This window comes from Streptomyces kurssanovii, assembly GCF_040677245.1.
Lineage (GTDB): Bacteria > Actinomycetota > Actinomycetes > Streptomycetales > Streptomycetaceae > Streptomyces > Streptomyces kurssanovii.
This window is the reverse complement of record NZ_JBFAQK010000001.1, coordinates 135,645-149,470: the sequence shown is the minus strand read 5'-3', so window position 1 is coordinate 149,470 and position 13,826 is coordinate 135,645. Positions and strand designations below refer to the sequence as shown.

Annotated in this window: 15 protein-coding genes and 1 tRNA gene; 6 read left to right on the top strand and 10 right to left on the bottom strand. The window is 70.4% G+C overall.

The genetic code is table 11. The features are described 5' to 3' along the window. Positions 1-55 precede the first annotated feature (55 nt). Together AB0K36_RS00720 and AB0K36_RS00715 are read left to right on the top strand one after the other, a co-directional pair. A complete protein-coding gene (locus AB0K36_RS00720; RefSeq protein ID WP_364586414.1) occupies positions 56-712 on the top strand; it encodes an SDR family oxidoreductase in 657 nt (218 codons plus the stop codon). A gap of 148 nt (positions 713-860) precedes the next feature. Then, the gene (locus tag AB0K36_RS00715; RefSeq protein WP_364586411.1) at positions 861-1,370 is read left to right on the top strand and encodes a GyrI-like domain-containing protein; all 510 of its coding nucleotides are present in this window, start codon (positions 861-863) and stop codon (positions 1,368-1,370) included. A 275-nt stretch (positions 1,371-1,645) separates the two neighbouring features. Here the strand turns inward: AB0K36_RS00715 and AB0K36_RS00710 are convergent. Next, a tRNA-Tyr gene (locus AB0K36_RS00710) sits at positions 1,646-1,727 on the bottom strand. Positions 1,728-1,920: 193 nt separating this feature from the next. Between AB0K36_RS00710 and AB0K36_RS00705 the strand changes: the two genes are divergently transcribed. The 3 genes from AB0K36_RS00705 (at position 1,921) to AB0K36_RS00695 (ending at position 3,814) form a co-directional block, all read left to right on the top strand. After that, a complete protein-coding gene (locus tag AB0K36_RS00705; protein ID WP_189466956.1) occupies positions 1,921-2,409 on the top strand; it encodes a YajQ family cyclic di-GMP-binding protein in 489 nt (162 codons plus the stop codon). A gap of 216 nt (positions 2,410-2,625) precedes the next feature. Continuing rightward, the gene (locus AB0K36_RS00700; RefSeq protein ID WP_364586408.1) at positions 2,626-3,147 is read left to right on the top strand and encodes a methylated-DNA--[protein]-cysteine S-methyltransferase; all 522 of its coding nucleotides are present in this window, start codon (positions 2,626-2,628) and stop codon (positions 3,145-3,147) included. Positions 3,148-3,160: 13 nt separating this feature from the next. After that, entirely contained in the window at positions 3,161-3,814 is a 654-nt protein-coding gene (locus AB0K36_RS00695; protein WP_364586405.1) for an alpha-ketoglutarate-dependent dioxygenase AlkB family protein, read from the top strand. 24 nt (positions 3,815-3,838) lie between these two features. Here AB0K36_RS00695 and AB0K36_RS00690 read toward each other — a convergent pair whose 3' ends face one another. Then, positions 3,839-4,108, bottom strand: a complete 270-nt coding sequence (locus AB0K36_RS00690) for a GlsB/YeaQ/YmgE family stress response membrane protein (protein WP_189466962.1) — start codon at positions 4,106-4,108, stop codon at positions 3,839-3,841. A gap of 86 nt (positions 4,109-4,194) precedes the next feature. Between AB0K36_RS00690 and AB0K36_RS00685 the strand changes: the two genes are divergently transcribed. Next, positions 4,195-5,469, top strand: a complete 1,275-nt coding sequence (locus AB0K36_RS00685) for an APC family permease (protein WP_364586402.1) — start codon at positions 4,195-4,197, stop codon at positions 5,467-5,469. Between the two features lie 112 nt (positions 5,470-5,581). Here the strand turns inward: AB0K36_RS00685 and AB0K36_RS00680 are convergent, their stop codons facing one another. From AB0K36_RS00680 to AB0K36_RS00645, 8 genes are all read right to left on the bottom strand, one after another. Beyond that, the gene (locus tag AB0K36_RS00680) at positions 5,582-5,974 is read right to left on the bottom strand and encodes a YccF domain-containing protein (protein WP_189466966.1); all 393 of its coding nucleotides are present in this window, start codon (positions 5,972-5,974) and stop codon (positions 5,582-5,584) included. Continuing rightward, a complete protein-coding gene (gene htpX, locus AB0K36_RS00675; protein WP_364586399.1) occupies positions 5,971-6,834 on the bottom strand; it encodes a zinc metalloprotease HtpX in 864 nt (287 codons plus the stop codon). The genes AB0K36_RS00680 and htpX overlap by 4 nt, the downstream gene beginning before the upstream one ends. A gap of 192 nt (positions 6,835-7,026) precedes the next feature. Continuing rightward, on the bottom strand, positions 7,027-8,565 hold the full coding sequence (locus AB0K36_RS00670) for an NADH-quinone oxidoreductase subunit N (RefSeq protein ID WP_364586396.1): 1,539 nt from the start codon (positions 8,563-8,565) through the stop codon (positions 7,027-7,029). Next, complete coding sequence (locus AB0K36_RS00665; protein ID WP_364586393.1) at positions 8,562-10,154, bottom strand: NADH-quinone oxidoreductase subunit M; 1,593 nt, start codon at positions 10,152-10,154, stop codon at positions 8,562-8,564. Before AB0K36_RS00665 ends, AB0K36_RS00670 begins: the two co-directional genes overlap by 4 nt. 3 nt (positions 10,155-10,157) lie before the next feature. Then, the gene (locus tag AB0K36_RS00660) at positions 10,158-12,158 is read right to left on the bottom strand and encodes an NADH-quinone oxidoreductase subunit 5 family protein (RefSeq protein ID WP_364586390.1); all 2,001 of its coding nucleotides are present in this window, start codon (positions 12,156-12,158) and stop codon (positions 10,158-10,160) included. After that, positions 12,155-12,538: an NADH-quinone oxidoreductase subunit NuoK gene (gene nuoK / locus AB0K36_RS00655; protein WP_364586387.1), complete on the bottom strand. Its 384-nt coding sequence runs from the start codon at positions 12,536-12,538 to the stop codon at positions 12,155-12,157. Before nuoK ends, AB0K36_RS00660 begins: the two co-directional genes overlap by 4 nt. Then, positions 12,538-13,182, bottom strand: a complete 645-nt coding sequence (locus AB0K36_RS00650) for an NADH-quinone oxidoreductase subunit J family protein (protein ID WP_364586384.1) — start codon at positions 13,180-13,182, stop codon at positions 12,538-12,540. The genes nuoK and AB0K36_RS00650 overlap by 1 nt, the downstream gene beginning before the upstream one ends. Next, positions 13,179-13,826, bottom strand: a complete 648-nt coding sequence (locus tag AB0K36_RS00645; protein ID WP_364586381.1) for a NuoI/complex I 23 kDa subunit family protein — start codon at positions 13,824-13,826, stop codon at positions 13,179-13,181. Before AB0K36_RS00645 ends, AB0K36_RS00650 begins: the two co-directional genes overlap by 4 nt.

Here is a 13,826-nt window from a genome sequence, read left to right as displayed (position 1 = left end):
GTGTCCCCTTGCCGTCCCTGCGCACGCTCGGTGCTTCGGACGTAACGTCGTATGCATGCGCATTGTCATCGCAGGAGGACACGGTCAGATCGCGCTCCGTCTCGAGCGGCTGCTCTCCGCGGGCGGACACGAAGTCGCGGGCATCATCCGCGATCCGAAGCAGGGTGACGACCTGCGGGCCGTCGGCGCCGAACCGGTGTTCCTCGACCTGGAAACAGCCTCGGTGGAACAGGTCGCGGCCGTGCTCCAGGGCGCGGACGCCGCGGTGTTCGCCGCGGGAGCGGGCCCTGGCAGCGGCACCGAGCGGAAGGACACGGTCGACCGCGGCGCGGCCGTCCTCTTCGCCGACGCGGCCGAACGCACGGGCGTACGGCGGTACATCGTCGTCTCCTCCATGGGTGCCGACGCCGAACACAAGGGCGACGACGTCTTCGACGCCTACCTGCGGGCGAAGGGCGCCGCGGACGACTACGTGCGGTCCCGTCCCAACCTGGAATGGACGATCCTGCGGCCCGGCACGCTGACCAACGACGCGGGTAAGGGCATGGTGCGGCTGGAGGTCTCGACGGGACGCGGCATGGTGCCTCGGGACGATGTGGCGGCGGTGCTCGCGGAGATGGTGGAGACACCGGCCACCGCGGGACTGACGCTGGAACTGGTCAGTGGTTCGACGCCCGTCACCGTCGCCGTGAAGGACATCGCGGGGAACTGACCGAGCCGCCGCCGGCCGGTCGTTCGTCGGATCCGCCGCCTGAATCCCCGTCATGGTCCGGCGAGGAACCCCCGCGATGAAGCACGCGATGGACCACCTGACACGAACCCCGCGATGAATCCCCGTCGCCCCTAGGGTCTTTGAGGTCATGAGCAATCACACACAGGAAGTCCGGCCGGTGGTCGTGGAGCGCGACGAGCAGCTCTACGCCTACGTCCGCGGCTCCGTACGCATGGACGCCTTCGCGCTGATCGCCGACCGGCTGCCCGAACTCATCAACTGGCTCGCGGGCAACGGCGCGGAGTTCGCCGGAGCGCCGTTCTTCCGTTTCAACACCATCGACATGGAGGGCGAGTCGGTGGTCGAGGCCGGCATGCCCGTCGTCTCCGCCCCGGAGCCCGAGGGAGACATCGGCCTGGCCGTACTGCCCCCCGGCCGCTACGCGACGGTCACCCACGTCGGGCACCCGGACCAGCTGGCCGGTGTCGTCACGGCGATGCACGAGTGGGCGGGGCGGGAAGGTCTCGAGTGGGACATGACAGTGGTCGACGGGGTCGAGCACTGGGCATGCCGGACGGAGACGTACAAGACGGATCCCCGGGTGGAGCCGGACATGTCCAAGTGGGAGATCGAGCTGGCGTTCCGCCTGGCCGACTGACGGGCGCGGTCGCCGCTACGACGCCGGCTCGGGGCCCGTGTGCCGTCCCGCCTCGCGCGGCGACCGCCACCCGGCCCACGGCGCGACTGCGGCACACGGGGTGTCACGGCCGTCCTGAGGTCGGCCGGCAGGCGGCGCGGGGCGCCGAGGTCTGTGGTGCGGAGGAGGCCGAGATCCGCGGCAGAGCTGTCAGAGGCAGGCGGAACGTGTTCGGCACCTTGGACGACGATGGCCCCTGGCCTGCGTTTCCGCAGATCAGGGGCCATCTCTTCGCGTGGCGGCGCCAGGATTCGAACCTGGGTAGGCTAAGCCGACGGATTTACAGTCCGCTCCCATTGGCCACTCGGGCACACCGCCATGGGATGTCGCCTGTGGAGGAACCGCTGTGGGGCGGTGCTCCGTGGCAACGACGTAAACGATACCTGATGAACCGGGGTGCTTCGCCACCGGATTGATCAGCGCCGGGGTGGGTGCGGGTGGCTAGGCTTGACCGCGCGGTTCGGGGTGATCCGGCCGCACCCCACTCACCCGATACAAGGAGCCACAGGACATGGCCGACTCCAGTTTCGACATCGTCTCGAAGGTCGAGCGGCAGGAGGTCGACAACGCCCTCAACCAGGCCGCCAAGGAGATCTCGCAGCGCTACGACTTCAAGAACGTCGGTGCCTCGATCTCCTGGTCCGGCGAGAAGATCCTGATGCAGGCGAATTCCGAGGACCGCGTCAACGCGATCCTGGACGTCTTCCAGACCAAGCTGGTCAAGCGCGGCATCTCGCTGAAGGCGCTGGACGCCGGCGAGCCGCAGCTGTCCGGCAAGGAGTACAAGATCTTCGCCTCGATCGAGGAGGGCATCTCACAGGAGAACGCCAAGAAGGTCGCGAAGATCATCCGCGACGAGGGTCCGAAGGGTGTCAAGGCGCAGGTCCAGGGCGACGAGCTGCGGGTCAGCTCGAAGAGCCGGGACGACCTGCAGGCCGTGCAGGCGCTGCTCAAGGGGCAGGACTTCGACTTCGCGCTGCAGTTCGTGAACTACCGCTGACGTCAGCGGGCGCGCCGGGGCGACCGGGGGCGGAGCGGCGCGGCCGCTCCGCCCCCGCCCCGTGCCCGGGTGGTGCGGCCGATGACGAAGGCGGCCGCCGTCACCCGCCGTGACGTCCGAATCCCGCCAGCCCCGGCGGCCGCCGCGTCGCAGACTCGTAGAGGAAGGGCGGGCGAGAGCCCGCCGGACGGAACACCGCAAGGAGGAGCGCGAGCCATGACCGGTGCTCAGGAGACCGTCGCTTACGAGATCGTCGACAGCCCGTTGGGCGAGCTCCTGCTGGTCGGGCGGGCGTCGCGCACGGCGAAGGGTGGCACCGCGCTGGCCTCGCTCTCGCTGCCCGGGCAGAAGGGCCGCGCGGTCGTCGAGGGCGGCTGGCGCCGTGACCCGGCGGCGTTCGAGGAGATCGGGCGCCAGTTGTCGTCGTACTTCTCGGGCCGGCTGACCCGCTTCGAGATCGAGTACGCGGACGGCGGGACCGACTTCCAGCGCCGTGTCTGGAAGGCGCTGGAGGACGTCCCCTACGGGCGGACCACCACCTACAAGGAGATCGCCGCACAGGTCGGCACTTCCGCGGTCGGTGTGCGGGCCGTGGGGACGGCGATCGGGCGCAATCCGCTGCTCGTGGTGCGTCCGTGCCACCGGGTGATCGGTGCGGACGGCACCCTGCGGGGATACGCGGGCGGCCTGGAGTCGAAGGCGCGGCTTCTCGGGCTCGAGGGCGCGCTGGCACCGTGACGGGGCCGGTCCCATGAACGGAGCACTGTTCCCCCGTGACCGGGCGGTCGTCGCCCCGGGCGCGGTGCATGTGCCCGGCTGGCTGTCCGCCCGGCGTCAGCGGGAGCTGGTGGACGCCTGCCGCGGCTGGGCCCGCGGGCCGGTTCCGCTCCGGCACACCGTGCTGCCGGGCGGGGGCGTGATGTCGGTGCGGACGGTGTGCGTGGGCCGGCACTGGCAGCCGTACCGGTACTCCCGGACCGCGGACGACGTGAACGGTGCGCCGGTCGCCCCGTTTCCCGGGTGGCTGGTGGAGCTGGGACGCGAGGCACTGGTCGAGGCCTACGGGGAGCATCAGGGCTACACGCCCGACACCGCGCTGATCAACTTCTACGACGGCGCTGCCAGGATGGGGATGCACCAGGACAAGGAGGAGCGGTCAGGAGCTCCCGTGGTCTCCCTGAGCATCGGTGATGCGTGCGTGTTCCGGTTCGGGAACACGCAGACCAGGGGGCGTCCCTACACGGACGTGGAGCTTGAGTCCGGCGACCTGTTCGTCTTCGGCGGCCCTTCCCGCTACGCCTTTCACGGCGTGCCGAAGGTGCTTCCGGCCACGGCCGATCCTGCGACCGGCATGAACAGCGGCCGCTTGAACATCACTTTGCGCGAGACCGGGCTGGCGGGCTGATCCCGCGCGGGCGCCAGGCGGGGTTCAGCGCGAGCGCGAGTGGCCGAACAGGATCCGGTACGCGATCAGCAGGACGAGCGCGCCGCCGACGGCCGCGATCCAGGTGGGCCCGTCGTAGAACTGGTTGGCGATCTCCCGGTCCAGGTAACGGGAGGATATCCAGCCGCCGATGAAGGCTCCGGCGACACCTATGAGCGTCGTGCCGACCAGGCCGCCCGGGTCGCGTCCGGGCAGCAGGATCTTGGCTATCGCTCCGGCCAGCAGTCCGAGAACGATCCAGCCGATGATGGTCATGGAAATGAACCTGCCTTTCATGGGGTGTTGTTGTCGGGGACGTGCACCGGCGGGCAGCGGTTGCGGTGATCAGTAGGGTGCGGCACATGACACAGGAGTTGCGACGGTCGCTGGGGGTCTTCGACGCTGTGGTGATCGGCCTCGGGTCGATGATCGGTGCGGGAATCTTCGCGGCTCTCGCGCCGGCGGCGCGGGCAGCCGGTTCCGCGCTGCTGCTCGGACTTGCCCTCGCGGCGGTGGTGGCCTACTGCAACGCCATGTCGTCGGCACGCCTGGCCTCCTTGTACCCCGCGTCAGGCGGCACTTATGTGTACGGACGGGAGCGGCTGGGAGAGTTCTGGGGGTACTTGGCGGGCTGGGCGTTCGTGGTCGGCAAGACGGCTTCGTGCGCCGCGATGGCTCTGACCGTCGGCGCGTACGCATGGCCGGAGCACGCGAACGCGGTGGCGGTCGCCGCCGTGGTGGCGCTGACTGCGCTGAATTACGGCGGCGTTCAGAAGTCGGCGTTGCTGACGCGGGTGATCGTGGCCGTGGTGCTGGCGGTTCTCGCGGCGGTCGTGGTGGTCTCCCTCGGTACCGGGCACGCGCGGTTCGGGCACTTGGAGCCGGGGGGCGACGCGTCGGCTGCCGGGGTGCTCCAGGCGGCGGGTCTGCTGTTCTTCGCGTTCGCCGGGTACGCGCGGATCACCACGCTGGGCGAGGAGGTCCGGGATCCGGCACGCACCATCCCGCGGGCCGTGCCGCTGGCCCTGGGCATCGCGCTGTTCGTCTATGTGTGTGTCGCTGTCGCGGTCCTCTCTGTGCTGGGTGCCGGGGGGCTCGGGCAGGCGACGGCGCCGCTCGCCGAGGCCGTGCGTGCCGCGGGGGTCCCCTGGCTGGCGCCGGTGGTACGTGTGGGGGCCGCCGTGGCGGCGCTCGGTTCGTTGCTCGCTCTGATTCTCGGCGTCTCGAGGACGACGCTCGCGATGGCCCGGGACGGCCATCTGCCGGGAGCACTGGCCACCGTTCATCCGCGGTTCCAGGTGCCGCACCGCGCGGAGGTCGCTGTGGGGGTCGTCGTCGCGGTGGTGGCGGCGACCGTGGACCTGCGCGGGGCGATCGGCTTCTCGTCGTTCGGTGTGCTCGTCTACTACACAATCGCCAACGCCTCGGCCTGGACGCTGGGTTCCGGACGGCCCGGCGATACACCCGTTCGAGTGCTCTGGACCGTGAGGCTGACGGCTGGATGCGGGGTGGCGGGATGCCTGGCTCTGGCTTTCTCGTTGCCGCCGACGTCCGTGATCACCGGGGCCGCGGTGCTGGCCGGGGGCGCGGCGCTGTACGCGGCGCGGAACAGCGCTCGGGCGGCTCGTAACCGCTGATCAGCGGCCGCCGGCGGGCGGCGTGGGTGGTGGGTGCGCCGCGCCGGCCGGTCGGACGGACGGACAGGCAGGCAGGCAGGCAGGCAGCCGAGCGGACGAGGTCCGGACGCTCTCAGCGCACCGCGAACGGCTGATCGGTCCGGACGATCTCCCTGCCCAGCGGCATCAGCGACACCGGGATGAGCTTGAAGTTCGCGATGCCGAACGGGATGCCGATGAGCGTGAGGCAGAGAGCGAGACCCGTGACGATGTGGCCCAGCGCCAGCCACCAGCCGGCCAGGATCAGCCACAGGACGTTGCCGACCAGGGAGGGAGCGCCGGAGTCGCGGCGATCCGTCGTCGTGTACCCGAAGGGCCAGAGCGCGTAGATCCCGATGCGGAACGACGCCAGCCCGAAGGGGATGCCGATGACGGTGATGCAGAGGATCAGCCCTGCCACCAGATACCCGAGGAACAGCCAGAAGCCGCTCAGGACCAGCCATATGACGTTCAGGATTGTCTTCATCGGCGAGGACCTGCCATCTGCTCGAGTCGGGCGATTCGTTCCGCCATGGGCGGGTGGGTGGAGAACATCTTGGCGAGGCCGCGGCCAGGTCCGAACGGGTTGGCGATCATCATGTGGCTCGCGGTCTCGAGCCGCGGCTCCGGCGGCAGCGGGAGCTGTTTCGTACCGGCGTCCAGTTTGCGCAGTGCGCTGGCCAGGGCCAGTGGGTCACCGGTGAGCTGGGAGCCCGACGCGTCCGCCTCGAACTCCCGGGAGCGGCTCACGGAGAGCTGAATCACGGATGCCGCCAGCGGGCCGAGCAGCATGATCAGCAGCATGCCGACCAGGCCGGGTCCTTCGTCGTCGTCGGACCGGCCGATGGGGATCAGCCAGGCGAAGTTGACCAGGAACATCACCACGGAGGCGAGGGCTCCGGCCACCGAGGAGATGAGGATGTCTCGGTTGTAGACGTGGCTGAGCTCGTGGCCGATGACTCCGCGCAGCTCGCGCTCGTCGAGGATGCGCAGGATCCCTTCGGTGCAGCACACCGCCGCGTTGCGCGGGTTGCGTCCGGTGGCGAACGCGTTGGGGGCCTGGGTCGGCGAGATGTAGAGCCGCGGCATGGGCTGGCGGGCGGCGGTCGAGAGCTCACGGACCATGCGGTACAGGGCCGGAGCCTCGAATTCGCTCACCGGGCGGGCGCGCATGGCTCGGAGGGCCAGCTTGTCGCTGTTCCAGTAGGCGTACGCATTGGTCGCGAGCGCCACCGCGAGCGCGACGAAAAGCCCCGTCCGGCCGAAGAAGCTGCCGATGACGAGGATCAGTGCGGACAGTCCCCCGAGGAGTACGGCGGTTTTGAGCCCGTTGTGCCGGCGGTGCACGGTACGCCCTCCAGATGGTGCGGCAGGGGAACCCTTTGCGTGGTGCTCCACTCTCCAGTGGACCCTTCTGTACTGGTCAACGCCAGGCGAGGGGCACTGGTTCCCTTGCGCTCCAGGGGCCACGTCACGGCCGTACGGGTGAGCTCGCGGAGCGGGCCGGCCCCGGAGGGATCCGGAAAAGGGTCGCTCCGGCTAGAAGAGGCTCTCCGCGGCGTACCGCAGGACCAGCTGGGGATAGCCGGACAGGACGACGCCCACCGCCGCGGTGAGGGCCACGGCGACAGTCACGGGAGCGGGAACCGCCTTCAAGGCGACCTCCCCCGCCGGCTGCGCCGCTTCCTCCGCTTCCGCCGCCTCGGGAGCCCGGAAGAGGACGGCCGTCCACTGCAGGTAGTAGTAGAGGGCGATCACGACGTTGATGCCCATGACGACGGCCAGCCAGCCGAGACCCGCGTCGACGGCCGCGGAGAACACGGTCACCTTGGCGAAGAGGCCGACGATGCCCGGCGGCAGTCCGGCGAGGCAGAGCAGGAAGAAGCCCATGGCCAGCGCGAGCAGCGGCCGACGGTGGTACAGGCCGCGGTAGTCGGAGATCCGGTTGAGCGGACGCGTGCGGGCGACGACGGCCGCCACCGCGAACGCGCCCAGGTTCACCACGGCGTACATCAGCGCGTAGGCGACGGTCGCGCCGATCTGGTCGTCGCTCGAGTACGCGGCGGCCGCGATCGGCACCAGCAGATACCCGGCCTGCGCCACGGAGGACCAGGCCAGCAGGCGCACCGCGCTCCATGTGCGCGACGCGGACTGGCGCAGCGCGGCGACATTGCCGGCGGTCATGGTCAGGGCGGCGAGAACCGCCATCGCGGGGCCCCAGATATCGGCGTACCCGGGGAAGGCGATCACGGTGACAAGGATGAGCCCGGTGAATCCGACGGCCTTGCCGACGACGGAGAGATAGCCGGCGATCGGCAGCGGCGCCCCCACATAGGTGTCAGGGACCCAGAAGTGGAAGGGGACGGCGGCCGTCTTGAAGGCGAAGCCGACAAGGGTCAGCACGACGCCGGCCTTGGCGAGCGTGTCCAGTTGGCCGGGGACGTCCTCCAGCCCGGCAGCCACCTGGGTGAGGTGCAGCGTTCCTGTGGCGGCGTACACGAAGCTGACGCCGAGGAGGGTCACGGCGGTCGCGGTGACCGAGGAGAGGAAGAACTTCAGGGCGGCTTCGCTGGAGAGCTTGTCGCCGCGCCTGAGGCCCACCAGCGCGAAGGCGGGCAGTGAAGCCACCTCGAGGGCGACCACGAGCGTCGCGAGGTCACGGGAGGCGGGCAGCAGCGCCGCGCCCGCGGCGGACGACAGCAGCAGGAACCAGAACTCGCCGGGCGGCAGCTTCTCGCGGGTGTCCGTGAGGGAGAGCAGCGCGGTCAGCAGCGCCCCGCCGAGCACCAGGAACTGGATCACCAGGGTGAACTGGTCGGCGGTGTAGCTGCAGACGTCCGGGGTGTCGTTCAGGCAGAACGTCGAGCGGTCGCCCTTGCGCAGCGGCAGCAGCGCGGCCATCGACACGACGAGACCTGCGATCGCCACGGCACCCAGAAGCGGCTTGCGCCGGTCGGCGACGAACAGGTCGGCGACGAGGACGGCCAGCGCGACGGCGGCGGTGATCGTGGGCGGTGCGATCGCCGCCCAGTCGACGGACTGGACGAGGCTGTTGGCGCCGTCGGCTGCCACGGTCACGACTTGCCTCCTGAGAGGAGCTTCTGCACGGCCGGGTCGGTGAGGCCGAGGAGGACCGCGGGCCACAGTCCGGCGATGACGGTGAGGGCCACGAGCGGGGACCAGGCCGCGAACTCGTACGCGCGGACGTCGGTGACCCGGTCGGGCCACTGCTCGTCCCGGGCCTCCGGCAGCCGGCCGCCCATGCACACCCGACGCACGACGACGAGCAGGTACGCGGCGGTGAGCAGGGTGCCGAACGCGCCGATCGACATGAAGGTGAGGAAGGCCGGGCGGCTGAGCCCTTCGGCCGGGTCGAACGCTCCGAACAGCGCGAGCATCTCGCCCCAGAATCCGGCGAGTCCGGGCAGTCCGAGGGAGGCGACGGCGGCGAAGGCGAGCAGGCCGCCCAGGCGCGGCGCGCGACCGTACAGTGCGGCGCCGGTGGCGCCGGCGAGCGTGTCGAGGTCGGCGGTGCCGTAACGGTCCTTGACCGCTCCGACCAGGAAGAACAGCAGGCCGGTGATGAGGCCGTGGGCGATGTTGGCGAAGAGTGCGCCGTTCACGCCGGTCGGCGTCATCGACGCGATGCCGAGCAGCACGAAGCCCATGTGACCGACCGACGAATAGGCGATCAGACGCTTCAGGTCACCGCCCGCGCCGCTGCGCGCGAGTGCCAGGCAGGCCAGGGAGCCGTAGACGATGCCGACGGCTGCGAACGCGGCCAGGTACGGGGCGAAGGTCCGCATCCCGTCAGGCGCGATCGGCAGCACGATGCGGACGAAGCCGTACGTCCCCATTTTCAGCAGCACACCGGCGAGGAGGACCGAGCCGACGGTCGGTGCGGCGGTGTGGGCGTCGGGGAGCCAGGTGTGCAAGGGCCACATCGGCGTCTTCACGGCGAGCCCGAGACCGATCGCCAGAACCGCGATGACCTGCACCGACGTGGTCAGTCCACGGCCGTTGTCAGTGGCGAGTGCCACCATGTCGAATGTGCCGGCCTTCAGCCCGATCAGCAGGAGGCCGAGCAGCATGACGACGGAGCCGAGCAGCGTGTAGAGGATGAACTTCCAGGCGGCGGGCTGCCTTTCCTCGCCGCCCCAGCGGGCGATGAGGAAGTACATCGGGATGAGCACCATCTCGAAGGCCAGGAAGAACAGCAGCAGATCGAGGACGGCGAAGGTGGCCAGGGTGCCGGACTCCAGAACCAGGAGCAGGGCGACGAAAGCCTTCGGGGACGGGCCCGCGGGCATGTTGAAGTAGCTGTACAGCGCGCAGAGGAAGGTCAGCAGAGCCGTCAGCACGAGAAGGGGGAGCGAGATGCCGTCGATGCCGAGGTGGATCCGCACGTCGAGTGCCGCGATCCAGCTGATGTCGGTCGTGGCCTGCATCTTCGACGGCTGGTCGTGGTCGAAGCCGAGCGCCAGGACGATCGCCGCGAGCAGGATCGCGCCGGTGACGGTCACACCGTGGCGCAGGACCGCCTGGTCGGGGCTGCTGCCGCGCAGCCCGGGCGGGGCGGGCAGCAGGGCGGCCGCGGCGCCGACCAGCGGAGCGACGACGATGAACGCGAGAAGGGCCTGCATCACGGACTCGCTGATATCGATCACGGCTCACGATCCGGCGTTGACGTTGGAAAGGACGACGGCGGCGATCGCCAGGACGACGGAGCCGGCGAGCAGCGCGCTCAGGTAGGTCTGGACGTTTCCGGTCTGGGCACGCCGGACGGCCGTGCCGAGCCAGCGGGTGCCGGTGCCGGAGCCGCGTACGTAGGTGTCGACGACCTCCCGGTCCAGGAACCGGACCAGTTGGGCCGCGGCACGCACGGGGCGGACGAACAGCACGGTGTAGAGCGCGTCGACGTGGAAACCGGCGGCGGCGTGGCGGTGGAGCGGGCCGAGCAGCAGCCGTGCGGGGTCGGCCGGGTCGTGAGCCGCGGCGATGTCGCCGTAGGCCGGGGTGTGGGTGGCGATGGCCTCGGCCTCCGAGACGGCAGGTTCGGCGTCCGGGTGGGCGGCGACGGCGCCGAGGGGAAGGCGGGCGGCAAGCGCGGTGGAGTGCCGCCAGGCTCCATAGGTGACCAGGCCGCCGACGAGGGCCACGCCCGTGCCGAGGACGGCGGTGGTGAGTGTCGGGGTGAGCGCGTGGTCGTCGAACCAGCGGGGCAGCCGTCCGGCGGTCAGCCCGAAGGCGAGCGAGGGGACGGCGAGGACCCACAGCACGGTGGTCATGGACAGCGGCTGCCGACCGTGGTCGGGGGCTTCCGCGCCGCGGCCGCGGAAGGTCAGCAGCCACAGCCGGATCGCGTAGGCGGCGGTCAGGACCGCGGTCAGCAGCGCGGCGACGAGCACGAACCAGCCGGCGGTGACGGGCGCCGTCTCCGAGTCGCCGAGTGCGGTGTGCTCGGCGGCCACGAGGACGGCTTCCTTGGAGAAGAAGCCTGCGAAGGGAGGGATCGCGGCGAGAGCGAGCAGAGCGACGGTCATCGTCCAGTAGGCGTCCGGGACGCGCTTCGAGAGGCCGCTCATCCGGGACATGGCGGCGAGCGAGTTGGTGCCGGCGGCATGGATGATCACGCCGGCGGCGAGGAAGAGCAGCGCCTTGAACGCACCGTGGGACAGGAGGTGGAAGACGGCGGCGCCACGGTCCCCGACCGCCAGGGCGCCGGACATGTAGCCGAGTTGACCGATGGTCGAGTAGGCGAGGACGCGTTTGATGTCGTCCTGTGCGAGGGCGGCGAGCGCCGAGCCGACCATCGTCACGGCCGCCATCACGGCGAGCACGGTCATGGCCGCGGCGGAGGCCGCGAAGAGAGGAAGGAGCCGGGCCACGAAGTAGATACCGGCGGCGACCATCGTCGCGGCGTGGATCAGCGCGGAGACGGGCGTGGGGCCCGCCATCGCGTCAGGGAGCCAGGTGTGCAGCGGGAACTGCGCCGACTTGCCGGCCACACCGGCGAGGAGAAGCAGCGCGATGAGCGTGGGGTGCTCGATGGCGCCGGCGGCGACGGCTCCCAGGATCCCGGTGATCCGGAAGGTGCCCGCGTCAGCCGCGAGGGCGAACAGGCCGATCAGGAAGGGGACATCGCCGAGCTTGGTGACCAGGAAGGCCTTGAGGGAGGCGGCGCGCGCCTCGGGAGTCTCCCAGTAGTGGCCGACGAGGAAGTACGAGCAGATGCCCATGATCTCCCAGCCGACCAGCAGCACCATCAGGTCGCCGGAGTAGACGACGAGCAGCATGGCGGAGGTGAACAGCGAGACGAGGGCGGCGTACGAGGGATAGCGCGGGTCGTCGCGGAGGTAGCCCGTCGAATAGATCTGCACGCACGAGGCGACGACCCCGACGAGGATCGCGGTGAGCGCCGCGAAGCCGTCGATGTGAAGTGCGAGGTCGATCGGGACCGAGCCGGTCGGAGTGAGCTGCGTGGACGCGTCGATCGCCTTGCCGCCGTCCTGGCGCACGGCGACGACGACGGCCAGCACGGCGGCGGCGAGCGTCGGCAGGACGGCGAGCGGACGGACGAAGCCGGGCGCGGTACGGCCGAGGAGCAGTCCGGCCGCGGCGCCCAAGAACGGAAGGAGGGGGACGAGGACGGCGAGGGTCGTGGTGGTCACGCGGTGGCCTCGGCCTTCTCCTCGCGGTCGGTGGACGTCCCGCCGTGCGGGCCGGGCGTGTCGGGTCCGTGCGCCGTCTCCGCGGTGTCGCGCAGGCGGTCGACGTCGGAGCTGCCGCGGTTGCGGTAGACCATCAGCACGATCGCCAGTCCGATGCCGATCTCGGCGGCGGCGATGGCGATGATGAAGAGGGTGAGGGCCTGGCCGGCGTGCAGGGTGTCGCGGAGCCAGACGTCGAAGGCGACGAGGTTGAGGTTGACGGCGTTGAGCATCAGCTCGACGGACATCAGGACGAGGATGGCGTTGCGCCGGGCGAGCACCCCGTACAGCCCGATGCTGAAGAGGAGCACCGCGAGCACGGCTGGATAGGCGAGGTGCATCAGCTGTTCCCCTCTCGGGCCGATCGGTCCGCACGGCCCGACGGACCGTCCTTGCCTCCGCGGCCGGTCGGGGCTGTCCGGGACGCCGGGACCTGGCCGGGCTCCTCATCGTCCTTGCGGGACAGGACGATCGCACCGATGAGGGCGGCGAGCAGCAGTACGGAGAGCGCCTCGAACGGCAGCACCCAGTGCCGGAAGAGGATCTCGCCGGACACCTTCGTGGAGCCCTGGGCCGGTCCGTCGAGGTCGATCCAGGTGGTGCGGAAGGCATCGACGACGACCCACACGAGGGACGCGGCGGCGACGGCGGCCACGGCCAGGGCGACCCACCGGTTGCCCGAGTCGGCGTCCGGTGAACGGCCGATGGGCGCCTTGGTGAGCATCAGACCGAAGAGCAGGAGGACGACCACGGAACCGACATAGATCAGGACCTGCACCCAGGCGATGAACTCCGCGGTGAGCAGGAGGTACTCGACGGCGAGGCCGCCGAGCGCCACGACCAGCCAGAGGGCGGCATGCACCAGTTGCCGGGTCGTGACGGTTATGACGGCCGCGCCGAGCGTGACCACGCCCACGAGCAGGAAGGCGATCTCGACACCGGCAGGGGACAGGAAACCGTGCGTCGCGGCTGCGGCGAACGTCATGCCGGACCTCCCTGGCCCGATGCCGGGCCGTTTTCGTCAGCAGGGCGTTCAGCGGCGGCCGGCGGAACGCCGCCCGCGTCCGGCGGGGTGCCCGCGTCCGGCGAGGCGCTCGCGTCCGCCTCCGCGGCGGCGAGCTTCTCCGCCGTCTTGCGGGCGGCGCCGATCTCCTTCGGTTCCTCGGCGCCCGGGTCGAGTGCCGGCGGTGCGGGCACCGTCCACATCCACTCGCGGAGCTTGTCGCGCTCGTGGGTGAGTTCACGGATGTCCGTCTCCGCGTACTCGAACTCGGGCGACCAGAACAGCGCGTCGAAAGGACAGACCTCGATGCAGATACCGCAGTACATGCACAGGGAGAAGTCGATGGCGAACCGGTCGAGGACGTTGCGGCTGCGTTCGCGGCCACCCGGTACCGCCGTCGGCACGGTCTCCTTGTGGGAGTCGATGTAGATGCACCAGTCGGGGCACTCACGGGCGCAGAGCATGCAGACCGTGCAGTTCTCCTCGAACAGGCCGATGACGCCCCGCGAGCGGGGCGGGAGTTCGGGCTGGACGTCGGGGTACTGAGCGGTGACGGTCTTCTTCGTCATCGTCCGCAGCGTGACGGCCAGGCCCTTGGCGAGGCCGGATCCAGGGATCGGAGACAC

What these genes read in the sequence shown, in the direction of transcription:
- AB0K36_RS00690 (WP_189466962.1), bottom strand. Translation starts at nt 4,108, where the DNA reads ATGACCATCATCGGCTGGATCGTTCTCGGACTGCTGGCCGGAGCGATA.
- AB0K36_RS00680 (WP_189466966.1), bottom strand. Translation starts at nt 5,974, where the DNA reads ATGAAGACAATCCTGAACGTCATATGGCTGGTCCTGAGCGGCTTCTGG.
- AB0K36_RS00705 (WP_189466956.1), top strand. Translation starts at nt 1,921, where the DNA reads ATGGCCGACTCCAGTTTCGACATCGTCTCGAAGGTCGAGCGGCAGGAG.
- nuoK (WP_364586387.1), bottom strand. Translation starts at nt 12,538, where the DNA reads ATGCACCTCGCCTATCCAGCCGTGCTCGCGGTGCTCCTCTTCAGCATC.
- AB0K36_RS00700 (WP_364586408.1), top strand. Translation starts at nt 2,626, where the DNA reads ATGACCGGTGCTCAGGAGACCGTCGCTTACGAGATCGTCGACAGCCCG.
- AB0K36_RS00650 (WP_364586384.1), bottom strand. Translation starts at nt 13,182, where the DNA reads ATGACGTTCGCCGCAGCCGCGACGCACGGTTTCCTGTCCCCTGCCGGT.
- AB0K36_RS00695 (WP_364586405.1), top strand. Translation starts at nt 3,161, where the DNA reads ATGAACGGAGCACTGTTCCCCCGTGACCGGGCGGTCGTCGCCCCGGGC.
- AB0K36_RS00720 (WP_364586414.1), top strand. Translation starts at nt 56, where the DNA reads ATGCGCATTGTCATCGCAGGAGGACACGGTCAGATCGCGCTCCGTCTC.
- AB0K36_RS00715 (WP_364586411.1), top strand. Translation starts at nt 861, where the DNA reads ATGAGCAATCACACACAGGAAGTCCGGCCGGTGGTCGTGGAGCGCGAC.
- AB0K36_RS00685 (WP_364586402.1), top strand. Translation starts at nt 4,195, where the DNA reads ATGACACAGGAGTTGCGACGGTCGCTGGGGGTCTTCGACGCTGTGGTG.